Raw genomic sequence first — 18,534 nt, 5'->3', positions numbered from 1 at the left:
TGAACTCACACGAGCACGCCTCGATGCGTGGGGATCGTGGCTGCTGCCGCTCCCGGGTGAAGGGGGCGTTGGCCGCGACCCCGGTTACGAGGATGCGTTTTTCACGCTCAAGGACGAGGCAGGCAAGCTCTCGGGTATCGACGACGGCCTGATCGTCCGTTCCTGCGAGCAGCTTCTGAAAGAGACCGGCAAGGATCTGCGTCTTGCTGGCTACTATGCGTTCGCGCGGCTGCGCCAGGATGGGCCAGCCGGCTTTGCCGACGGATTGGAGCTATCCGCAGCACTCGTCGACCGGTTCGGAGAGGCCGTGCTGCCAGCGCGTCCAGAAGCGAAAAAAGGCGCGCTCGAGATGCTGGCAACCACGCGCGTGCTGGAACTGCTCGAGAGCCGCGGCGAGTTCGCGCCGGCGGACCTTGAACGCGCGCTTGCCGCGCTCGACGTACTAGTCACGCTGACCGGCGGATGGACCGAAGCCGCGCGTCCGAACCTGCAACCGCTGGTTTCAAGGTTCGAGCGCAAGGACCGTATCGCTGGTGGCGGCGCAGCGGATTCCGCCCAGGCGGCATTGCCAGTCACGGCGAGTACGTCGTCGGGGTCGATTGCCTCGACGCGTGATCTGCTCGAGCAGGCTCGCACGATGGCCATGTGGCTGCGTGATCAGGAGAACGGCTATCTTTCATCGGTGCGACTCGTGCGCAGCGTGCGCTGGGACACGTTGCACGAGGTGCCTCCATCTGACGCCGGATCACATACACGGCTTGTGGCACCGCGCGCGGAACTGCGCGCGCAAATGAAACGGCTGGTACTGCAGAAGCAGTGGCACGAATTGCTGGAACGTGTCGAGGGCGCGTTCATGGAGGGTGTCAATCACCTCTGGTTCGACCTGCAGTGCTTCCAGCACGTCGCGCTTGACCACGTAGGCGCGCCGTACAGCGCATGGCGCGAACTGCTGCGCGCCGACTTTGCGCTCTTTCTCGAGCGTCTGCCGGGCATCGAGCGCCTGTCGTTCAACGACGGCACGCCCTTCGCCGACGATTCAACGCTCGAATGGATTGCCCGGCATGCGGTCGTGCGGGATCTGGAGGCAGGCGAGAGCGTGGCGCCACTGCCGGTTTCAGCCGATAGCGAAGACGGGAGCGCCGGCGACTGGCCCGAGATTGAAGCGCAGGCGAGAGACCTGGCCGGACGCGATGGTATCGAGGCGGCCTTTACCTGGCTCGAAGCGCTGCCGGGCATGAAAACAGATCGCCATCGCTACCTGCAACGACTCGTCATGGCGCGCCTGGCCGACCATGCGGGCCGTCCCGATACGGCATTCGCACTGCTTAGCGATCTCGATGCGGCCGCACGCTCCCTGCCGCTCACGCGCTGGGAGCCGGCACTGGTATTCGAAGTCAAGCAGCAGCTAACCCGGGCGTTCAAGGCGATGAGCAATCGCAAGGATGCTGACAAAGCGGCGCTCGCGCGCCGCATCGGTGAGTTGCAGGCGGAACTGACCGTGCTCGATCCAGCACGTGCATTAACTCTCCCATAAAAGACCGAATGAAAAAAGACGACACGATCCTGCGCTATTACGAAGCCGAGATGCGCTACCTCAGCGAATCCGGCAAGGAATTCGCCAAGGCGCATCCCGACCGCGCACGCCTGCTCAACCTCGATCGCGTGGGTGACCGCGATCCGTATGTCGAGCGACTCCACGAGGGCTTCGCCTTTCTGACGGGGCGCCTTCAGCAGAAGCTCGACGACGAGTTGCCGGAACTCACCGAAGGGCTCGTGAGCCTGCTGTGGCCTCACTATCTGCGCATGATTCCGTCACTTTCGGTCGTCGAACTGATCCCGCTACGGGAAAAGCTCCAGCGAACCGAGGTGGTGCCTGCGGGTGTGCCCGTCCGTTCTGCGCCCATCAGCGTTCCGCCGCCATCGGGCGCCGAAGGCACGACGCCGAAGACCGTACAGTGCCTGTACCGGACCACGCAGGCCGTGCAGCTTCAGCCACTTTCCATTACGCACGCAGGACCGACCGTGCGCCACGATGGCCGCTCGGTGATTCGTCTCGCCTTCGAGCTGCATCATTCGGCCCGGCGCGAGGAAACCGATCTGTCGCGCTTGCGCCTGCACCTGAATGCCGATCTGCCGGTCGCGTTCGCCATGCACCTTGCGCTCACACGTCAGGTCGATTCGGTCCTGTGGCGCATTCCGGAGGTGCGCGACGGCGAGGCTGTGCCGCTGGCCGGTATCACGATCGAGCCCGCGGGATTTTCGACCGAAGAGCGATTGTGGCCCAAGGCGGACGCAGCGTTCTCGGGCTACCAGCTTCTGCTGGAGTACTTTTCATTTCGCGAGAAATTCCTCTTCATTGACCTGTGCGGGCTCGACGTCGCGAAGCTTCCGGCGGGAACGACCCGATTCGAGCTTGAACTTGTCCTGAAAACGGCTTACCCGTCGGACCAGCATTTCAGCAAGGACAATGTGAGGCTGTTCTGCTCGCCGGTGATCAACCTGTTCGAACTCGATGCCGAACCCATCGAGATCAATCATCACGAAACGGAGTATCGCGTCGTGCCGGCGGGCCATCAGGGCGAGCACGTCGAAACCTATTCGGTCGACGCGATCGGGACGTTCGATCACGACACTGCCGAGCGCTACGAGTATGTGCCGTTCGCCACGTTCCGGCATCGCGGTGGCATGCTTCGCCACGAAGCGCCGGAACGGTATTTCCATGCGCGCGTGCGCCCCGGCATGGCGGGGCTTCACGAGACCTGGGTGATCCTGGGCGGCCACGCGTGGGAGACCAGGGAAACGCTGCCGGAAGAAAGCCTGTCGCTGCGTGTCACGGGGACCAACGGGATGCTGCCGCGCAAGGGACTGCGCGAGGCAAACCTCAGCGAACTCGCTGAGAGCACGCCGAACGTGACGTGGGTGCGCAATCTCGTCGCACCGACGTTACCGCTTTATCCGCCCACGGGCGACCGGTTCCAGTGGCGCGTGCTGTCACATCTTGCCCCGAACTTCCTTTCGATGATGGATGCAGAGGTGCTGCGTGGCGCACTCGCGCTCTACGACTGGACTGATGATGAGCTTAACGCGCGGCGTCTGGCCGGCATTCTCTGGGTGTCGCAGGAACTGCTCGAAGAGGTGTCGGGTGGTTCCGTCGAGCGGGGGGTGCTCATTGAGGTGACGCTCGATTCGCAGGCGTTCGCCGGTGAGGGCGACCTGATGCTGTTTGGCGAACTGCTGCATCGCTTCTTTGCGGCATACGCGGAAATCAACCTGTTCACGAAGCTCTCGATCGTGAGCTTGCCGTCGCAGACCCGTACGGTCTGGCCGCGCAGCAAGGCACAACGCGCTCCGCTATGAAACCGCACGATCTCCCTAACGTCGAGCCGCTCGTCGCGTCCCTGCTCGCACGTGCCCCCCGGATGAGCTTCATGCAGTTGTGCCGCCTGCTCGAGGTGCGTGCGCCAGAACGTCCGGAATTCGGCTCGCGCGACACGCCAGAGCATGAGCCTGTGCGTTTTGGCTCGTGGCCGCGCGTCGGGTTTCCCGCAGGTGAAGTCGCCAGAGTCGAATTCGGTGACGCATCGGATGACTACAGGCCGCAAATGCCTCCAATAGTGCGTACGACATTCATGGGCCTGTATGGCGTCGATTCGGCGGTGCCGCCGCACATGATCGACGATATCGTCCTGCGCGAAGAAGGGCACGAGGCGGTCGAAGCTTTTCTCGACCGCTTCAATCACCGCATCGTCACGCTGCTGTACCGCGCCTGGAAAAAGTACCGCTACCCGGAAAGCTTCCGGCCGGGAGGGAGCGACGCGCATTCGCGCTACCTGCTGTGCCTGGTGGGGTTTGGCTGGGGCAGGAAGCCCGAGCGCGCCGGGGTGCCGGATTCCCGGATGCTCGCGCTGCTGGGCCTGCTGAACCTGAAGACCCGTACGGCCGAAGGTCTCGCGGGTGTAATCGCGCTGGCCGTGCCAGGAGTGGACGTGCGTGCCGACGAATTTTTTCCCGCCCTTACTGGGACCGGCAAACCGCAGCCGCTGACGTCGCACTCCACAGCCACGCAACCGGGAGAAGGGCCGAGGCGGGGGCTTGGCAGTGGTTATGTGCTCGGCAGACGGCTCGCCTATCGCAGCCGGGCCGTGCGGGCTACGCTGCGCCCCGACAATGCGCAGCATGCGCACGACCTGCTCCCCGGTGCATGGCTGCATCGCGAACTCATGGCGTTCGTCCAGCTGTACGTCGGCGTCAAGGCTGACGTTCATCTTCGCATGGAGGTTTCGTCGCGCCTTGCCCCGGTCCCGACGATCGGGATCGCTCCTGCGGGCCCCGCGCCGCGACTCGGATGGACGACCGTGCTGCCCGCCGACGAGGAGCGCATGATCACCATTCCACTCGGTGTGCGTGAAGCCTTTCCTGCACCACCGCCCAATCCATACCTGAGCCCGCAACACGCGGAACCGAGGACCCGTTGATGTTTATCCGTCTGGCCATTACTACCGTTGCTTCCGCCTTGCTGCTCTCGGCCTGCGGCGCGTGGCAGTCTGTTTCCGACACGACGTCGAGCGCCTACCACGCCGTTTTCTTCAAGCAGGTCAAGGTGCTCAATGTCGATCTGTCCGCACGGGAAGCACTGAATCCGGACGATGCCGGGCGCGCGACCTCGGTCGCGGTGCGTATCTACCAGCTCAAGGATCGCAAGCTCTTCGACGGGGCGTCGTATGACGATCTTCTGAAAAACGATCGCACCCTGCTTGCACAGGACCTGCAGGACAGCATGGCAACCGTACTGAACCCGGGCGCCTCCGCAAGCCTGTCGCAACCCATGAAGGCCGACTCGAAGTACGTTGCCATCGTCGCTTTCTACCGGAATCCGGGTACGGGCAACGGGTGGAAATATGTTATCGAGAAAAAGAAACTCGACGCAAACAAGCCACTGAAGCTTGAAATGGTGGATCAGCTACTGCTTGCGGGTGGTGAATCATCAAAATGAATTCTTGCACATGATGATCGTCCATATCACCCGGAATTGCGTGGCCCCGTTCACTGCGCGACTGTCCGGTCTGCAAACGCGGCCACATGGTCTGCGGCGAATACCTTCGACCTGGCGCGCCGCCGCGGGCACCGCCCCACCAGCAATGAGGCGCGAACGCAACTCCTCGTGGGCGCCGAACCCGGCAAATGCTGCGGGTCCGCGCAACACGCATGTCCACTGCGGTTGCTATGCGCTTTCCTCCTGCGGCCTGGGCCGCGTGAAGACCGTCATGCCAGGACGTGCCTGCTTCATCGTGCATCCAGCCGCTCTTGCCCTCGACTCCCTTCCCACATTCGACGGTCACAACCAGCGCTGCACCGAATCAATTCCCATAGTCACCGACAGCGGAGCGGCTTAGTTCAAGGAATTTTAGCGGAGCGGAAGCGGCTCGTTCGCCGTGGCCCTGAACCCCTCATTGCGCCGTTTCCGCTCCGCTAAAAATCCTCTGGTTTACTCGACGCACGCGGCTAGCGAGCGTGGCGTGACGCGGCGCGTTTGAAGTGTCGTCCGGGGCGCGTCTGCGACAGTGACACCGACACCGACACCGACACCGACACCGACACCGACACCGACACCGACACCGACGCAAACGTCAGTGCGGGCCCTGCGATGCGGGATGCGCGTTGGCCGCCTGCAGCCCGACGCGTGCGCCCGGGAGCCACGCCAGGCGGTTCAGGCAGCCTCCCGGCGGCGGTCGCTCAATCCGGCTGAGAAGCGCCGTTCTCGTGGGCGGCGCTGGCGAGCATGGCCTGGATCGCCCGCAATAATCCGCGCTTCAGTGCCGGACAACTGGCGACATGGCCGCCGGGTACGCGAGCGATGCGCGCGGACGGCGCTGCCCGTGCCAGCCGCTCGACATTGCGGACCGGGCACACCGGGTCGCGCAGCCCGTGAACGGCATGGATCGGCACGCCCGCTTGCTCGGCGGCACGCGCCAGTGCGAGTAAGCGGCGCTCGCCCAGCCAGCAGTCGTGCATCAGGTAATGCGCCTGAATCCTGTACTTCGCGATCAGCGTGCGCACCACCTTCGGCGCATCTGCGCGAGGCGGTCGCGATCTGCCGGCGCGCCCGGGCCGGAACGAAGCGAGCAGGGCGTCCTCATACGCGCGCCACGCGAGCGCGACTTCGCGTTGTCGTGCGTAGGCCGCGCCCGGCTGCAGGCGTCGCGCGCAGCCTGCCAGCAAAGCGCCCGGGCTGGCACATCCGGCGGCCGCGCTCAGGCGCCGCCAGGCGCGAGGCGCGCGGCGGCGCGAGGTGACGAAGAGACGCCGAATTTCGTGGTGCGAGGTGAGAAAGAGCCCGCGTAGAACGACCCCTCGCACGCTTGCCGGATGCCGCCCCGCGTACGCGAGCGCCAGTGCCGCCCCCCACGAGCCGCCGACGACGCTCCAGCGCGTGATGCCGAGCGCGCGACGGATCGCTTCCAGGTCGCCGACTAGACGATCCGTGCGATTGGTCCGCAGCCCGCCGCGAGGCGACGAATTTCCGGCGCCGCGCTGATCGACCATGACGACGCGTGTTGTCGTCAGATCGAACAGGGCCAACATGCCGGGCTGGCTGCCGCTGCCGGGGCCGCCATGCAGCACGACGACTGCTGTCGCCGCGCCCGCGCCGGCGACAGTGAAGGCGATCGAGTGGCCGTCTCTGCGCAGGTGTTGCTGGCGCGGCGGTTCGCCCGAAGATGGCCGGCCGGCAAAGCGTTTGCTCATGAATGCGCCACTCCTGAGGTCTCGTCGGCGGATCGGAAGGCGGCCTGAATGGAAAGCGGTCTTCACCGCCGCCGCTGGGTGAATATAGCGCCTCGATGCGATCCTCGTGGCAAATGCAAGGGCCCGAATGTCATCGGGCCGTCCATACGATCACGTCGCCACACGCGCGGCGAGCAACCGTGGGACTTCGGCAAGCGACCCGATCAGCGCGTCGCCCTGCAGCGCCCCCGCGCCGCCTGGTCCGGCATAGCCATAGTCGACGATGAATACCGGCACGCCGGCCGCCCGGGCCGCAGCGACATCGACGGCCGAATCGCCGACCAGCACCGTCTGCCGCGACGTTGCGCGCAGCCCCCGGCACGCGTGCCACAGCGGCTCGGGCGCGGGTTTCTTGCTGGGGAGCGTGTCGCCCGCGACCAGCCCGTCGAGATAGCCGGCGAGCCCCGTCATTTCGAGCAGGGGCGCCGCGAGCGCTGCGGGCTTGTTCGTCACGCAGGCGAGCCGGCATCCGCGTCGCCGCAACGCATCGAGACCGGCGAGCACGTGCGGATAGACCTTGCCGTAGCGGCCATTGGTGGCCGCGTAGTGGTGTTCAAACAGCGTGAGCGCGCGCGTGGCGTCGATGTCAGTGCGCAGGCCAGCAAGCGCCACCGCGCGACGGACGAGCGGAGCTACGCCGCCGCCGATCAAATCGCGGATCGTCGCGAGCGGCAAGCGAGGCGTGTCGAAAGCGGCGAGCATGCGGCCAACCGCTTCCGCGATATCGGGCGCCGTGTCGACCATCGTGCCGTCGAGATCGAGGAGCACGGCGCGGACCGGTTCGCCGTCCGGCAACGAAGGCGGGCGCATCATCATGCGGTCCCGGCCAGCGTGTGGCGATGCCAGCGGCGCAGGGTGACGAGATCCACCCATCCCGGCGCTTCGCCCGCCACCGGCGAGGGGACCGGCGCGTGCGGATCGCCCAGGTGCGGGAGCACCGCGAGCGCGCCTTCAAAGGTCTCGTGCGCCGTGTATGCGGTCGGCGTCACGATAGTGGGCACGCCGGCCGCGCGCGCGGCGTGCAGGCCGTTTGCCGAGTCTTCGAAGGCAATGCAGTTCGCGGCTTGCACGCCAAGCTGGCGGAGCACGTCGAGGTAGACGTCGGGAGCGGGCTTTTTCACCTGGGTCGTGTCCGCGTCGGCGATGGCGGCAAAGCGCATGCGCCAGTCGCGGCCGAGCGGCGCGCGCAGCAGCGCGTCGAGATTGGCCGGAGTCGTGGTCGTGGCGATCGCCACGGGAATGCAGGCGGCCTCGGCTTCGGCTATGAGACGCGCAATGCCCGGACGCAACGGCAAGCCGCCGTCGCCCACGCGCGCGGCGTAGTGGCGGGTTTTCACCGCGTGCACGGCGTCGATCACGTCGTGGATGCACGCGCCGTCCGCGCATTCGAGATCGGCCACGTGCCAGTAGTGCAGCAGGCGCTCCTTGCCGCCCGCGACTTTCAGGAGCCGCGTATAGAGCGCCTCGTCCCAGTACCAGTCGAGCCCGACCTCGGCGAAGGCGGCATTGAATGCCTGCAGATGGGCGCTTTCGGTATCGGCCAGCGTGCCGTCGACGTCGAATATCAGGGCCTCCATGGTCCGCTCCTCGCAGTGGCGCATGACGTCACGATAACGAAATCCCTGGAGGGGCTGAATTCAATGATTCTTTGAGTCTCGCTAAAGCATGCTTTAAGCGCGCCGGGCCAAGTGGTCGGGGCGTCATGGCCTCGCGCGGGGTTCGGTCACGAAGGCGATTTTCGCAAGGCCGCCGGCTTGCGCAGCCGACATCACGTCGGCCACGCGCTCGTAAGGCACCGTGCGGTCGGCGCGCAAACGCAGCTCGGGCTGCGGCTTCTCGCGAGCCGCGCCGGCGATCTTCGCGCGCAATTCGACGTCGGTCACAAACTTGTCGTTCCAGAGCAGCGAACCGTCCGCCCGCACGGACACGTCCAGGTGCGCGGGCTTCACGACCTCGGGCCGGCTGCTCGCACGCGGCAGATCGATTTTCACGGCGTGCTGCATTGCCGGAATGGTGACGAGAAAGATGATCAGGAGTACCAACATGACGTCGACGAGCGGCGTCATGTTGATTTCGCTCATCGGCGCGGTTTCATCGTCGGAGAAGGGCGTCATTGCCATCCTGGGGCTCCGTCGTGAGCGGTTGCGCTGGCGTTCGCGGCGAGCGGGCCGCTCGAGCCGCGGGCCGCGCCACGCGCATCGGGGCTCGCGCTCGCCGGCCAGGGCGCGCCGCTCGCGAAGCAGGCGTGCAGGCCATGCGCGAAGCCCTTGAGCCGCGTGGCGACCGTCTTGTTCGCGCGCGTGAGCGCGTTGTAGCCGAGCACTGCCGGAATCGCCACGAACAGGCCGAAGGCCGTCATGATGAGCGACTCGCCAACGGGTCCCGCTACGTGGTCAATCGAGGTCTGGCCCGTTTCGCCGATCAGGATCAGCGCATGATAAATGCCCCAGACGGTGCCGAAGAGTCCCACGAACGGCGCGGTGCTGCCGATCGACGCCAGCATCGCGAGTCCGCTTTGCATGCGCGCCAAGGTCTCGTCCATGACGTGCTGCAGGCGGCGCGTGATCCATTCCGATAGCTCGCCGCGGTCATGCGGATGCGCTTGCGTCCGGCGATGCTGCGCGGCCTCGGCGCCGGCCAGCGCAAGTGCGAGGAGCGGGTTGTCACGCGCGGCCGCGGCCGGTGCGTGGCCTGCCTGGTCCTGCAGATTCGATAGCGCCTCGGCGAACGTGGGCGCGCGCCAGAACTGCGCTTCGGTGCGTGCGCTCACGTGGCGGATGCGCATGAAGGCCCACAGCTTGAAAAGCATGACGGTCCAGGAAAGGATCGACATCAGCAAGAGCGCGCCGAGAATGCCGCGCGTGACGAAGTCGCCGTTTTCCCAGACATTCGCGAGGCCGTAGTGTTGCATGATCGCTTTCCTTTGCTCCGGTGACGGGATCGGCCCTAGTTGCTCAAGCCGAACACGAAAGATTGCGCGTAGGCCGCGCGCACGGGCTCGCCGTTCTCGCGATACGTCTGGCACGTGCCGCCCTCAATCGCGGCGAGCGCGGCTTCGTCGAGCCGCGTATAGCCGCTGCTCCTTTGCAGTTGAACGGATTCGATTTTCCCGCTCAGACCGACGACGAAGCGAACGACCGACGTGCCGCTTTCGCCACGCCGCTTCGATGCTTCGGGATAGTCGGGGGCGGGGATATTGCAATCGACGTGCGAGACGGTTTTGGGCGCGCTCGACGCGGGCGTGGCGTGGGCGGCCGCGGTCGCCGCGGGCGCGTCGGACGGGGTGGGCGACGCGGATGCGGGGGACATCGGCGCAGGCGCGGGAGACGTGGCCGGCGCCTGGGGCGGCAAAGCGGCCGGGGGCGTGGCGGGAGCTGCAGGCGTTATCGGCATGCGTGGCAGAGGTTGTCGAGCGTTGCTGTGCGCCGCGCTGGCGTGCGGTGCGGGTCGATTGCGCGGCGCGCCGGGCGCGGGAGGCGCGGGAGGCAGCGCACGCGCCGCGGGCGCCGGTTTGGCCGCATCGGGCGCCTCGGTTAACAATGTCGCCACGATCAATGGCGCTTCGACTGCGCGCTCGACGGTGCGCTCGCGGGCCGTCAACACCCACGCGAGGAGGCCGGCGTGTGCGGCCATCACGACGCCCAGCGTCGCGGCGATCCGGCGGGCGCGCGTCTTGTCGCGCGTTGCGCGCGTGCTGTCCGTCGCGCCCGCGCTCCATCCGGTCGTCGTCGAAGCAAGCTGCCGCATCAGGGTCGAAGCCACGGGTTGGCCACCTCCGCAGGCATTGTCCCTCTCGGTGCGGCGGCTGAGAACGTCCGCGGGCCTTTTGGCGTGAATTCGGGAAAATCTCCCGACCGCAGTCCGTTGCCAAACAATCCCGCGATGGGCTACTTTGCTTGCATGCTGCGCGGGTTTGCCGCGCAGGGAATTCATTACGGAGCAGACCACCATGCAGGAGACGCCGTTACGTATCGTCCCCCCCGCGTTTGCGCGCCGGCCCCGGCGTTTTCTCACCGTGGCGTTTGGCGCATGCGCCACGGCGGCCGCGCTGACATTCACAGCCGCCGCCGCGACCTCCGCACCGACGGCGTACGTGACGAGCGAAAAGGCCGGCGTCGGCGTGATCGACCTCACGCAGATGACGCTCACCAAAACATTCCCCGTGGGCGCGGCGGGCCCGCGCGGCCTGAGCCTGAATGCGGACGGCACGCGCCTGCTCGTGGCCAACAAGAACACCGGCGATCTCTCGGTGATCGATACGGCCACGGGGGACGTCGTGCAGCGCGTGAAGATCGGCAAGAACCCCGAATATGTGCGCGTGCACAACGGCTTCGCCTATGTGACCTACGAGCCCAGCGAGGAAGGCGGCCCGCCGCCGGCCGCCGGGGCCGCGCCGCAGGCGGACAAGAAGCCGGGCGGCAAGCCCGGCGCCGATGACGACGCCAGCCAGCCGCCCGCGGAAATCGCCATCGTGGACATGAAAACGTGGCGCGTGGTGCGCTCGGTCACGAGCGGCCACGAAACCGAAGGCATCGAGTTCTCGCGCGACGGCAAGACGATGCTCGTCACCAACGAAGGCGATGACACGGTGTCGGTCTATCACGCGCAGACGGGTGCGCCGATCCGGACGGTGAAGCTCGTGGCGGGCGGGCGCCCGCGCGGCATTCGCCTCTCGCCGGACGGCAAGGCCTACGTGGTCACGCTCGAATCGCTCAGCAAGTTCGTCGTGCTCGACGCGCATACCTTCGAGGTCCTTAAGACCGTCGATACCAAACTCGGCCCCTACGGCGTGGCGTTCGGCCCCGAAGGCCGACGTCTTTTCATCGCCGCGGCGCGTGACAAAACGGTCCAGGTCTTCGACGGCCGCAGCTACGAGCATGTCGCCGACGTGCCGGTCGGCCAGCGCTGCTGGCACTTCAGCTTCACGCCCGACGGCGCGAAGCTGCTGGTGGCTTGCGGGCGCTCCGACGCCGTCTACGTGCTCGACGCACAGAGCTACCAGCCGATCAAGCAGATCGGCGACCTGCCGCTCGCGTGGGGCATCGTGACCTGGCCGCATAGCGACGGCTCGATCGAATCGCGCTGATTGCGGCGCCTCACGTCATATCGCACCGATGCGCGCCGGCCCCGCCGGCCGCATTCATTTCCACGCATAGCGCAGGCCCACCCAGAAACCGCGCGGCGCGCCCGGCCCGATGAACTGTTCGTTGGTCGGGTTGCTGCCGTCAAACGTATGGTTAGGACCATTGAAGAAGTTTTCGCCGAGCGCACCGAACGTGGCGTAACGCTTGTCGAGCAGATTCGTGATGTTGGCCCACAGTTGAAGCTGCTTCGTGACCTGCCAGGTGGTGTCGAGATCGATCAGGAAATAGCCGGAGATCTTGCCGTTCACGTCCTGGTTGTTTTCGTCGCCTTGCGCGTAGATGCTGCCGCGCCAGGTGAGGTTGGTGCCGATATTCCAGTTCGGCATGGGCGTGTAGTCGAGACGCAGCTTGACCGTGTTCGCGGGAATGCCGGGAATGCGGTCGCCGGATTTGACGGTGATGTTGCCCTGCGCGTCCGCGCTGGAGTTGCTCGGGCTGTTTTCCGTCCAGCTCGACCGGTAAGTCGCGCTTACATAGCTGTAGCTCGCCGTCACGGCCACCGGGCCGAACTGCGAGTGACCCGATAATTCGAAGCCCTTGCGGCGCGTGCGCCCCACGTTCTGGAAGTAACCCTGATTGCTCGTGGCACCATTGCTGCTGATGAACTGGATGTCGTTGTCGAGCGTCGTGTTGTAGACGGCGGCGCTCCATGTCGTCGAAGCGCCGATGCGTCCGCGCGCGCCCACTTCGAAGGTCTTCGAGATCACCGGCTGCAGGTCCGGGTCCGAGACGAAGTCGTTGGGCAGCGAGCAGGGCGCGGAAGGGTCGGCGCACGCGAGCTCGATGGCCGTTGGCGAGCGCATGCCTTCGTTGTAGGTCGCATAGGTCGTGAGCGCCGGGCTCGGGTTCCAGTTGATGCCGACCGCTGGATTGAAGCGCGAGAACGTGTGGTGCCCGTCGAGTTGCGGCTGCGTGCCGCTCGCGTCGCCAATGGTGGCGCTCGCCCAGTTGTAGCGGCCGGCCAGCATGATCGACCATTGCTTCGTGAGCGACAAGGTGTCCTGAAAGTAAATACCGTAACTGGAGTTGTGGGTGTTGGCCGCGGTCTCCTGCTCGAAGTCGCCGATGCCGACGGTTGCCCGCGAAGGCGTGAAGTACGCGGCCTGCGACGACTGCGCGTAGCTGGAGTTCGCGATGTCCGCGGACACGCCCGCGACGAACTGGTTCTCCATGCCCGCGAGCTTGCCGAGCAGCGTGAGCTGCAGGCTCGCGCCATAGCTGTCCGTTGAAACGATGGATTCCTCATTGGTGGCCTGCGTGGTGTCGATGGTGCCGTCGTCACCCGTTTCGCCGTAGTTGGGGTTGGTGTTGCTGCTCACGTTGCGGTTGCGAAAATGGCGGTAATACGCATTGCCGCTCAATTCCACGTTGTCGCTAATGTAGTGGTCGCCCGATAGCGTGACGAACGCCGCGCTGTTTTCGTTCAGGTCGGGATACGTATAGGGCTGCTTGCGATTGTCGAGAAAGGACCGTGGAATGGTCTGCGTGCCGTACAGGCTGTTGTCCGCGCCGCCTGCCGAGAGCGAGAGCGTGGTGTCGGCGTCGGTGTAGCGAAGCTTGCCGAAGCCCTGGCGCACGCGGCTCGCATTCTCCTGCGCCCAGCCGTTGTCGTTGGTCGCGGTGCCCGTTACGTAGTAGTCCAGATTCTGGCCGATGGTGCCGCCCTGTTCGATCTGCGCGGTCTTGCGGCCCCATGAGCCCAGCCCTACCTCGGCCTCGCCGCCGGGGCTCGTCTTGCCGTTTTTCGTGGTGATCACGAGCGCGCCGCCTAGTGTGTTGAGCCCGTAGGTCGGATTCGAACCGGGAATGAGCTGGATCGTGTCGATGGCCTGCTGAGGCACCAGATCCCAGTTCACCACGTCGCCGAAGGGCTCGTTCACGCGCACGCCGTCGAGAAACACGGAGATGCCCTGCGGCGTGCCGAGCACCGGCGACGCCGTGAAGCCGCGATAGTTCACGTTGACCTGATACGGGTTGCCCTGGGCGTCGTTGATGTCGACGCTCGGCAGATTGCGCTCGAAATATTCGGTGAGCGTGCTGCGATGCTGCCGCTCGAGATCCTGCGCGTGCACGGTCTGCACGTTGGCGGGCACGAGCGTGAGCGGCGTGCCGATGCCGAGCAGCGGCGTAGTGCCGACCACGACAATGGGCGAGAGGTTGGTTACGGGCCGCGTGGCGCCAACGGCAGGCACCGCTTCGGCAACGGGCGCTGCGGAGGTCCCGGAGGCTGCCACGGCGGGCGTCGTCTGCGCCCAGGCGGCGACCGACAGGCTCGCCAGCGCGCTGCCGAAGCCGAGCGTGATGCCCGCGCGGCGCGGCCAGTTCGGCAAGCGTTTCCAGCTTGCCTCGCCCGGCACGGAGGTCAAGCGTTTTACGCGCCGCGCGCGCAATCGCATGCTCATGGTCGTATCTCCGGCTTTATCGGTCTTATCGGTGCGAGCGACACTATCGGCGTGAGCGCTGCCGCGTTGTGATACACGTGGCGCTTCCTTGCAGTGTGTGTAAAGCTTCGCATACGGCGCGGCGCGTGGCCCGGGACCTTTTCCCGAAATGACAGGGAAAGCTTCCTGAGCGCGTCGCGGCATCCTTGTTGCATGTGTGGCGTGAGTAGAATGCAAAGCGATGGCAAGCGAACTCCAACCCCCTCCTTCCACGCCCACCAGCGTGCGAACCACGGCGCACTCCGCCGCGCGACCCGTGCCGCCGCATTCGACGGTATGGCGTGACCTTGCGTGGGTGCTCGCGTTCACGGTGCTCGCCGGGGTGCTCGGCGAAACGTTCGATTTCAGCGAGCGCCTTTATCGCTGGACGCGCGGCCTCGAGCGCTTTCAGATCGACGAATTGCCGGCCACGCTATGCGTGCTTTGCGTGGGCCTCGCGTGGTTCGCCTGGCGGCGGTATCGCGAAGCGCGCCGCGAGCTTGGCCATCGGCGTGCGCTGGAAGATGAGGCCGAGCGCCTGCTCGCCGACAACCGGCGGCTCGCCAACCAGGCGTTACAGGCGCAGGAGCGGGAGCGCCGCCATCTGGCGCGGGAGTTGCACGACGAACTGGGCCAGTACCTGAACGCGATCTCGCTCGACGCGGCGCGCATTCGCGATCTTGCCGAGCGGCGCGAGCCGGAGATTCAGCGTATCGCGGTGGCGCTCATGCAGAGCGCGAGCCATGTGTACCGGCAGATCGGCGGCATGATCCGGCGGCTGCGTCCCATCGGTCTCGATGAATTCGGCTTGCCGAGCGCGCTCGAACATTGCATCGACGGCTGGCGCGAGCGCTTGCCGGACGCCTCGTTCCAGCTCACGATCGAAGGCGATTTCACGGGTCTGAGCGACGCGCTCACAATCACGCTCTACCGGCTGGTGCAGGAAGGGCTCACGAATGTCTCGAAGTTCGCACCGGCCTCGCGCGTGGAGGTGTTCATGGTACGTGCGCCGCGCGAAATGCGGGAGAACGCCGCGCAAGGACGGAAAAACGGAACGCGCGCCGAGCGCATCGACGAAATCGTCGTCACGCTGGCCGACGATGGGCCCGGCGTCGACCTGGAAAAGCCGCGCCGCGGGCTCGGCCTCATCGGCATGCGCGAGCGCGTGGAAGCGCTAGGCGGCGAATTCCACGTGGCCAGCAAGCCGGCCGGCGGTTTTCTGATCTGCGCGCGCGTGCCCGCTCAGGCGGGGCTGGCCGAGCCCGTGAACTGAAGGCCCAGGCGGCTCGCCATCTGCGCGAGCTGCACGCCGTTGTCCGCACCGAACTTCTGCCGGATCACCGACTGGTGATTGGCCACGGTCTTCTGGCTGAGCCCGAGCTTTTCGGCGATGCTCACGAGCGTGTAGCCCTGCACGAGCAGGCGCAGCACCTCGAACTCGCGCGCCGACAATTGCCGCCCGGGCGGCCCTTCGCTGAACGCGTTGCGCAGCGCGAGCGCCTGCGAAATGTCGGGGCTCAGGTAGCTCACGCGCCGCGCGATGGTGCGCACGGCTTCCATCAGCACGTCTGGGGCGCTGGCCTTGGTCACGTAGCCGAGCGCGCCGGCGTCGAGCGCGCGGCGCACGAAGATCGCTTCCTCGTGCACGCTGAAAATCAGCACGCGCGCGTCGGGCTCCCGTGCGAGCATGCGCCGCATCGCTTCGATGCCGCTCGCGCCCGGCAACGACACGTCCATCACGACGACGTCCGGGCGCAGCGCGCAAAAGCGCTGATAGGCCTGGGCGGCGTCGGCCGCTTCTCCGCATACGCGCACATCCGTAGCCAGTTCGAGCAGGCGGCGATACCCTTCACGCACCACCGCATGATCGTCGACGAGCAGAACGTTGATGTCTCCGGCTGTCATGGTCAACCTTCCAAATGGCAGCGCCCTTGCGGCTCGTTGCCCGAGGGGGCGGCGGCCAGCCGGCGCGAATTGGCGTCGTTGCGAAACAGGATGGGTTGCTCGTGCGGTTCGGCTGGCGAGGCCGCGTGCTGCAACTGTGCGGCATTCACCACCTTCACCACCGCCTCGTGCGAAGGCGACTTGTCGCAAACCGGATCGGCGTTGGCCGCGTCGCCCGTGAGCAGATACGCCTGGCAGCGGCAGCCGCCCAGGTCGTGCTCCTTTTCGCTGCAACTGCGGCACGGCTCCTTCATCCAGTCGAGACCGCGAAAGCGAGAAAACGCGTCGCTGTCGTACCAGATCTCGCGCAGCGACATGTCCCGCACGTTCGGCAGCACGAGTCCCGGCAAGCTGCGCGCCGCGTGGCAGGGCAGCGCCGCGCCGTCGGGCGCCACGCCGAGAAACACCGCGCCCCAGCCGTTCATGCAACGCTTCGGGCGGCGTTCGAAGTAGTCGGGCACGACGAAGAAGATGCGGCAGCGCGCGCCGTGCGTGCGACGATAGCGTTCCACCACGGCTTCGGCCTCGTCGAGCTGCTCGCGCGTGGGCATTAGCTGCGCCTGGTTGTGGTGGGCCCAGCCGTAGTACTGCGTGTTCGCCAGCTCCAGATACTCCGCGCCCATGGCGAGCGCCATGTCGATGATCTTGTCGACGTGGGGCAGGTTGTAGCGATGCAGCACGCAGTTGAGCACCATCGGAAAGCCGTGGCGCTTGATCGCGGCGGCCACGCGCTGCTTGAGTTCGAAGGTGCGCGTGCTGCTGAGGAAGTCGTTGAGCGCCTGGGTGGAGTCCTGAAACGAAAGCTGGATATGGTCGAGGCCCGCGTCCTTGAGCGCGCCGAGCCGCTGGTCGGTGAGACCCACGCCGGAGGTGATGAGGTTCGTGTAGAAGCCGAGCTTGTGGGCTTCCTCCGCGAGCACTTCGAGGTCGTCGCGCACCAGCGGCTCCCCGCCCGAAAAACCGAGTTGCGCCGCCCCCAGCGCGCGGGCTTCGCGCAGCACGCCGAGCCATTGCTCCGTGTCCAGCTCCTGGTTGTGCGCCGTGTAGTCGAGCGGGTTGTAGCAGAACGCGCAGTGGAGCGGGCACCGGTAAGTCAGTTCCGCAAGCAGCCAGAGCGGAGGCGGGGTGACCGGCGCGGCTGCCCGGGGCGCCGCTGCGGCGGCGGGATGCGAGAGATCCGTCATCGCTTCACTCCAGCCAGCCGCGCTCTTGCGCGTGGCTCACGAACGCGCGCACTTCCGGGCCGATGCCGGCTGTGTCGAACGCGCGCTCCAGGTCGGCGATCAGCGCGTGCATCTCGCGCGTGCCGTCGCAACGCAGGAGGATTTGCGCCGCGCTCGGGTTAAGTTGCACCATGCCTTCCGGATAGAGCAGCACGTGCGCATTCTGCGCGGGTTCCCATTGCAGGCGAAAGCGCTTGCTGAGCGTGGGCCGCGTCAGTGCCGGCAATGCGTCTTCGGGGCTTGACTGGGCGTTCATAGCGGAAAGGCCTTCTCGATCGAGTCCAGCATGGTCCACAGAATGTCGAGCTTGAACTGCAGGATCTCGAGCGCGCGTTCCTGCTGCTCGCGGCGCACGAAATGCGCGAGGGTGACTTCGAGCCCGTGCTGCACGTCGCGTTGGGCGAGGGTGATGCGCGAACGGAAATACGCGAGTCCGGCGGGATCGATCCACGGATAGTGTTCGGGCCAGCTGGCGAGCCGGTCGCGATGCACCTGAGGCGCGAACATTTCCGTGAGCGACGAGCAAACCGCTTCCTGCCACGGCGCGCGGCGCGCGAAATTCACGTAGGCGTCCACGGCGAAACGCACGCCGGGCGTGACGAGCTTGAGCGACCAGAGGTCGTCGCGCGAGAGGCCAACCGCGTCGGCGAGCCGCGCCCACGTTTCGATGCCGCCTTCTTCCTCGCCGTAGCCGTCGTGGTCGAGAATGCGCAGCACCCAGCGGCGGCGCGTCTCGCGATCGGGGCAATTGGACAGCACGGCGGCGTCCTTGAGCGGAATGTTGATCTGGTAGTAGAAGCGGTTGGCCACCCAGCCGCGAATCTGCTCGCGCGAACAGCCGCCGCTGTTCATCTTCACGTTGAACGGGTGGTGAATGTGATACGCGGTGCCTTTCGCGCGCAGGCGGGCTTCGAAGGTTTCGCGCGTCCAGGCCTCGCTATCGTTGCCGGCCTGCGCTGCGCGCGGTGTTGCCTCGCGCAGGATGTCTGCTGCGTTCATGTCGTCTCCGCTTTGTTGTCT

17 protein-coding genes are annotated in these 18,534 nt (G+C 66.2%); 6 read left to right on the top strand and 11 right to left on the bottom strand.

The genetic code is table 11. From position 1 onward, the window contains the following. The 4 genes from tssA to tssJ all read left to right on the top strand — a co-directional run. The coding region (gene tssA / locus BHE01S_RS22910) for a type VI secretion system protein TssA (RefSeq protein WP_042267969.1) at positions 1-1,534 on the top strand (1,534 nt) is incomplete at its 5' end. Between the two features lie 8 nt (positions 1,535-1,542). Next, positions 1,543-3,357 carry a type VI secretion system baseplate subunit TssF gene (gene tssF / locus BHE01S_RS22905; RefSeq protein WP_042267968.1) on the top strand — a complete coding sequence of 605 codons (1,815 nt, stop codon included), beginning with the start codon at positions 1,543-1,545 and terminating at the stop codon, positions 3,355-3,357. Next, the gene (tssG, locus tag BHE01S_RS22900; RefSeq protein ID WP_042267966.1) at positions 3,354-4,475 is read left to right on the top strand and encodes a type VI secretion system baseplate subunit TssG; all 1,122 of its coding nucleotides are present in this window, start codon (positions 3,354-3,356) and stop codon (positions 4,473-4,475) included. Before tssF ends, tssG begins: the two co-directional genes overlap by 4 nt. Beyond that, positions 4,475-4,993, top strand: a complete 519-nt coding sequence (gene tssJ, locus BHE01S_RS22895; protein WP_157025573.1) for a type VI secretion system lipoprotein TssJ — start codon at positions 4,475-4,477, stop codon at positions 4,991-4,993. Before tssG ends, tssJ begins: the two co-directional genes overlap by 1 nt. A 740-nt stretch (positions 4,994-5,733) precedes the next feature. On the opposite strand, the gene BHE01S_RS22890 is transcribed toward tssJ, so the two are convergent. The 6 genes from BHE01S_RS22890 to BHE01S_RS22865 all read right to left on the bottom strand — a co-directional run bounded on the left by BHE01S_RS22890 (position 5,734) and on the right by BHE01S_RS22865 (position 10,545). Next, on the bottom strand, positions 5,734-6,744 hold the full coding sequence (locus BHE01S_RS22890; RefSeq protein ID WP_084069124.1) for an alpha/beta fold hydrolase: 1,011 nt from the start codon (positions 6,742-6,744) through the stop codon (positions 5,734-5,736). Positions 6,745-6,894: 150 nt separating this feature from the next. Then, the gene (gene gph, locus BHE01S_RS22885) at positions 6,895-7,599 is read right to left on the bottom strand and encodes a phosphoglycolate phosphatase (RefSeq protein WP_245639835.1); all 705 of its coding nucleotides are present in this window, start codon (positions 7,597-7,599) and stop codon (positions 6,895-6,897) included. Further along, positions 7,596-8,360 carry an HAD family hydrolase gene (locus BHE01S_RS22880; protein ID WP_042267963.1) on the bottom strand — a complete coding sequence of 255 codons (765 nt, stop codon included), beginning with the start codon at positions 8,358-8,360 and terminating at the stop codon, positions 7,596-7,598. Before BHE01S_RS22880 ends, gph begins: the two co-directional genes overlap by 4 nt. 123 nt (positions 8,361-8,483) lie before the next feature. Continuing rightward, positions 8,484-8,903, bottom strand: coding sequence for an ExbD/TolR family protein (locus BHE01S_RS22875; RefSeq protein ID WP_042267961.1), 420 nt, complete (start codon positions 8,901-8,903; stop codon positions 8,484-8,486). Further along, positions 8,894-9,694 carry a MotA/TolQ/ExbB proton channel family protein gene (locus tag BHE01S_RS22870; protein ID WP_042267959.1) on the bottom strand — a complete coding sequence of 267 codons (801 nt, stop codon included), beginning with the start codon at positions 9,692-9,694 and terminating at the stop codon, positions 8,894-8,896. The genes BHE01S_RS22875 and BHE01S_RS22870 overlap by 10 nt, the downstream gene beginning before the upstream one ends. 35 nt (positions 9,695-9,729) lie before the next feature. After that, positions 9,730-10,545, bottom strand: a complete 816-nt coding sequence (locus tag BHE01S_RS22865) for an energy transducer TonB (protein ID WP_245639834.1) — start codon at positions 10,543-10,545, stop codon at positions 9,730-9,732. A 187-nt stretch (positions 10,546-10,732) separates the two neighbouring features. Between BHE01S_RS22865 and BHE01S_RS22860 the strand changes: the two genes are divergently transcribed. Next, positions 10,733-11,869, top strand: coding sequence for a YVTN family beta-propeller repeat protein (locus BHE01S_RS22860; RefSeq protein ID WP_084069122.1), 1,137 nt, complete (start codon positions 10,733-10,735; stop codon positions 11,867-11,869). Positions 11,870-11,923: 54 nt separating this feature from the next. On the opposite strand, the gene BHE01S_RS22855 is transcribed toward BHE01S_RS22860, so the two are convergent. Continuing rightward, positions 11,924-14,329, bottom strand: a complete 2,406-nt coding sequence (locus BHE01S_RS22855) for a TonB-dependent receptor (RefSeq protein WP_042267954.1) — start codon at positions 14,327-14,329, stop codon at positions 11,924-11,926. A gap of 220 nt (positions 14,330-14,549) precedes the next feature. On the opposite strand from BHE01S_RS22855, the gene BHE01S_RS22850 reads away from it, so the two are divergent. Continuing rightward, positions 14,550-15,620: a histidine kinase gene (locus BHE01S_RS22850; protein WP_042267952.1), complete on the top strand. Its 1,071-nt coding sequence runs from the start codon at positions 14,550-14,552 to the stop codon at positions 15,618-15,620. Here BHE01S_RS22850 and BHE01S_RS22845 read toward each other — a convergent pair. The 4 genes from BHE01S_RS22845 to pqqC are packed head-to-tail and all read right to left on the bottom strand — an operon-like array spanning position 15,590 to position 18,513. Then, positions 15,590-16,252 carry a response regulator gene (locus tag BHE01S_RS22845; protein ID WP_042267950.1) on the bottom strand — a complete coding sequence of 221 codons (663 nt, stop codon included), beginning with the start codon at positions 16,250-16,252 and terminating at the stop codon, positions 15,590-15,592. The two genes, BHE01S_RS22850 and BHE01S_RS22845, sit on opposite strands and share 31 nt — an antisense overlap. Positions 16,253-16,254: 2 nt before the next feature. Continuing rightward, positions 16,255-17,475, bottom strand: coding sequence for a pyrroloquinoline quinone biosynthesis protein PqqE (pqqE, locus tag BHE01S_RS22840; RefSeq protein ID WP_042267948.1), 1,221 nt, complete (start codon positions 17,473-17,475; stop codon positions 16,255-16,257). A gap of 4 nt (positions 17,476-17,479) precedes the next feature. Continuing rightward, positions 17,480-17,770 (bottom strand): pyrroloquinoline quinone biosynthesis peptide chaperone PqqD, encoded by a 291-nt coding sequence (pqqD, locus tag BHE01S_RS22835; RefSeq protein WP_042267945.1) that lies wholly within the window; start codon positions 17,768-17,770, stop codon positions 17,480-17,482. Then, positions 17,767-18,513, bottom strand: a complete 747-nt coding sequence (pqqC, locus tag BHE01S_RS22830; protein WP_042267943.1) for a pyrroloquinoline-quinone synthase PqqC — start codon at positions 18,511-18,513, stop codon at positions 17,767-17,769. The genes pqqD and pqqC overlap by 4 nt, the downstream gene beginning before the upstream one ends. Positions 18,514-18,534: the final 21 nt, after the last annotated feature.

The organism is Paraburkholderia heleia NBRC 101817 (genome assembly GCF_000739775.1).
Lineage (GTDB): Bacteria > Pseudomonadota > Gammaproteobacteria > Burkholderiales > Burkholderiaceae > Paraburkholderia > Paraburkholderia heleia.
This window is presented reverse-complemented; position numbering and strand designations above follow the sequence as displayed.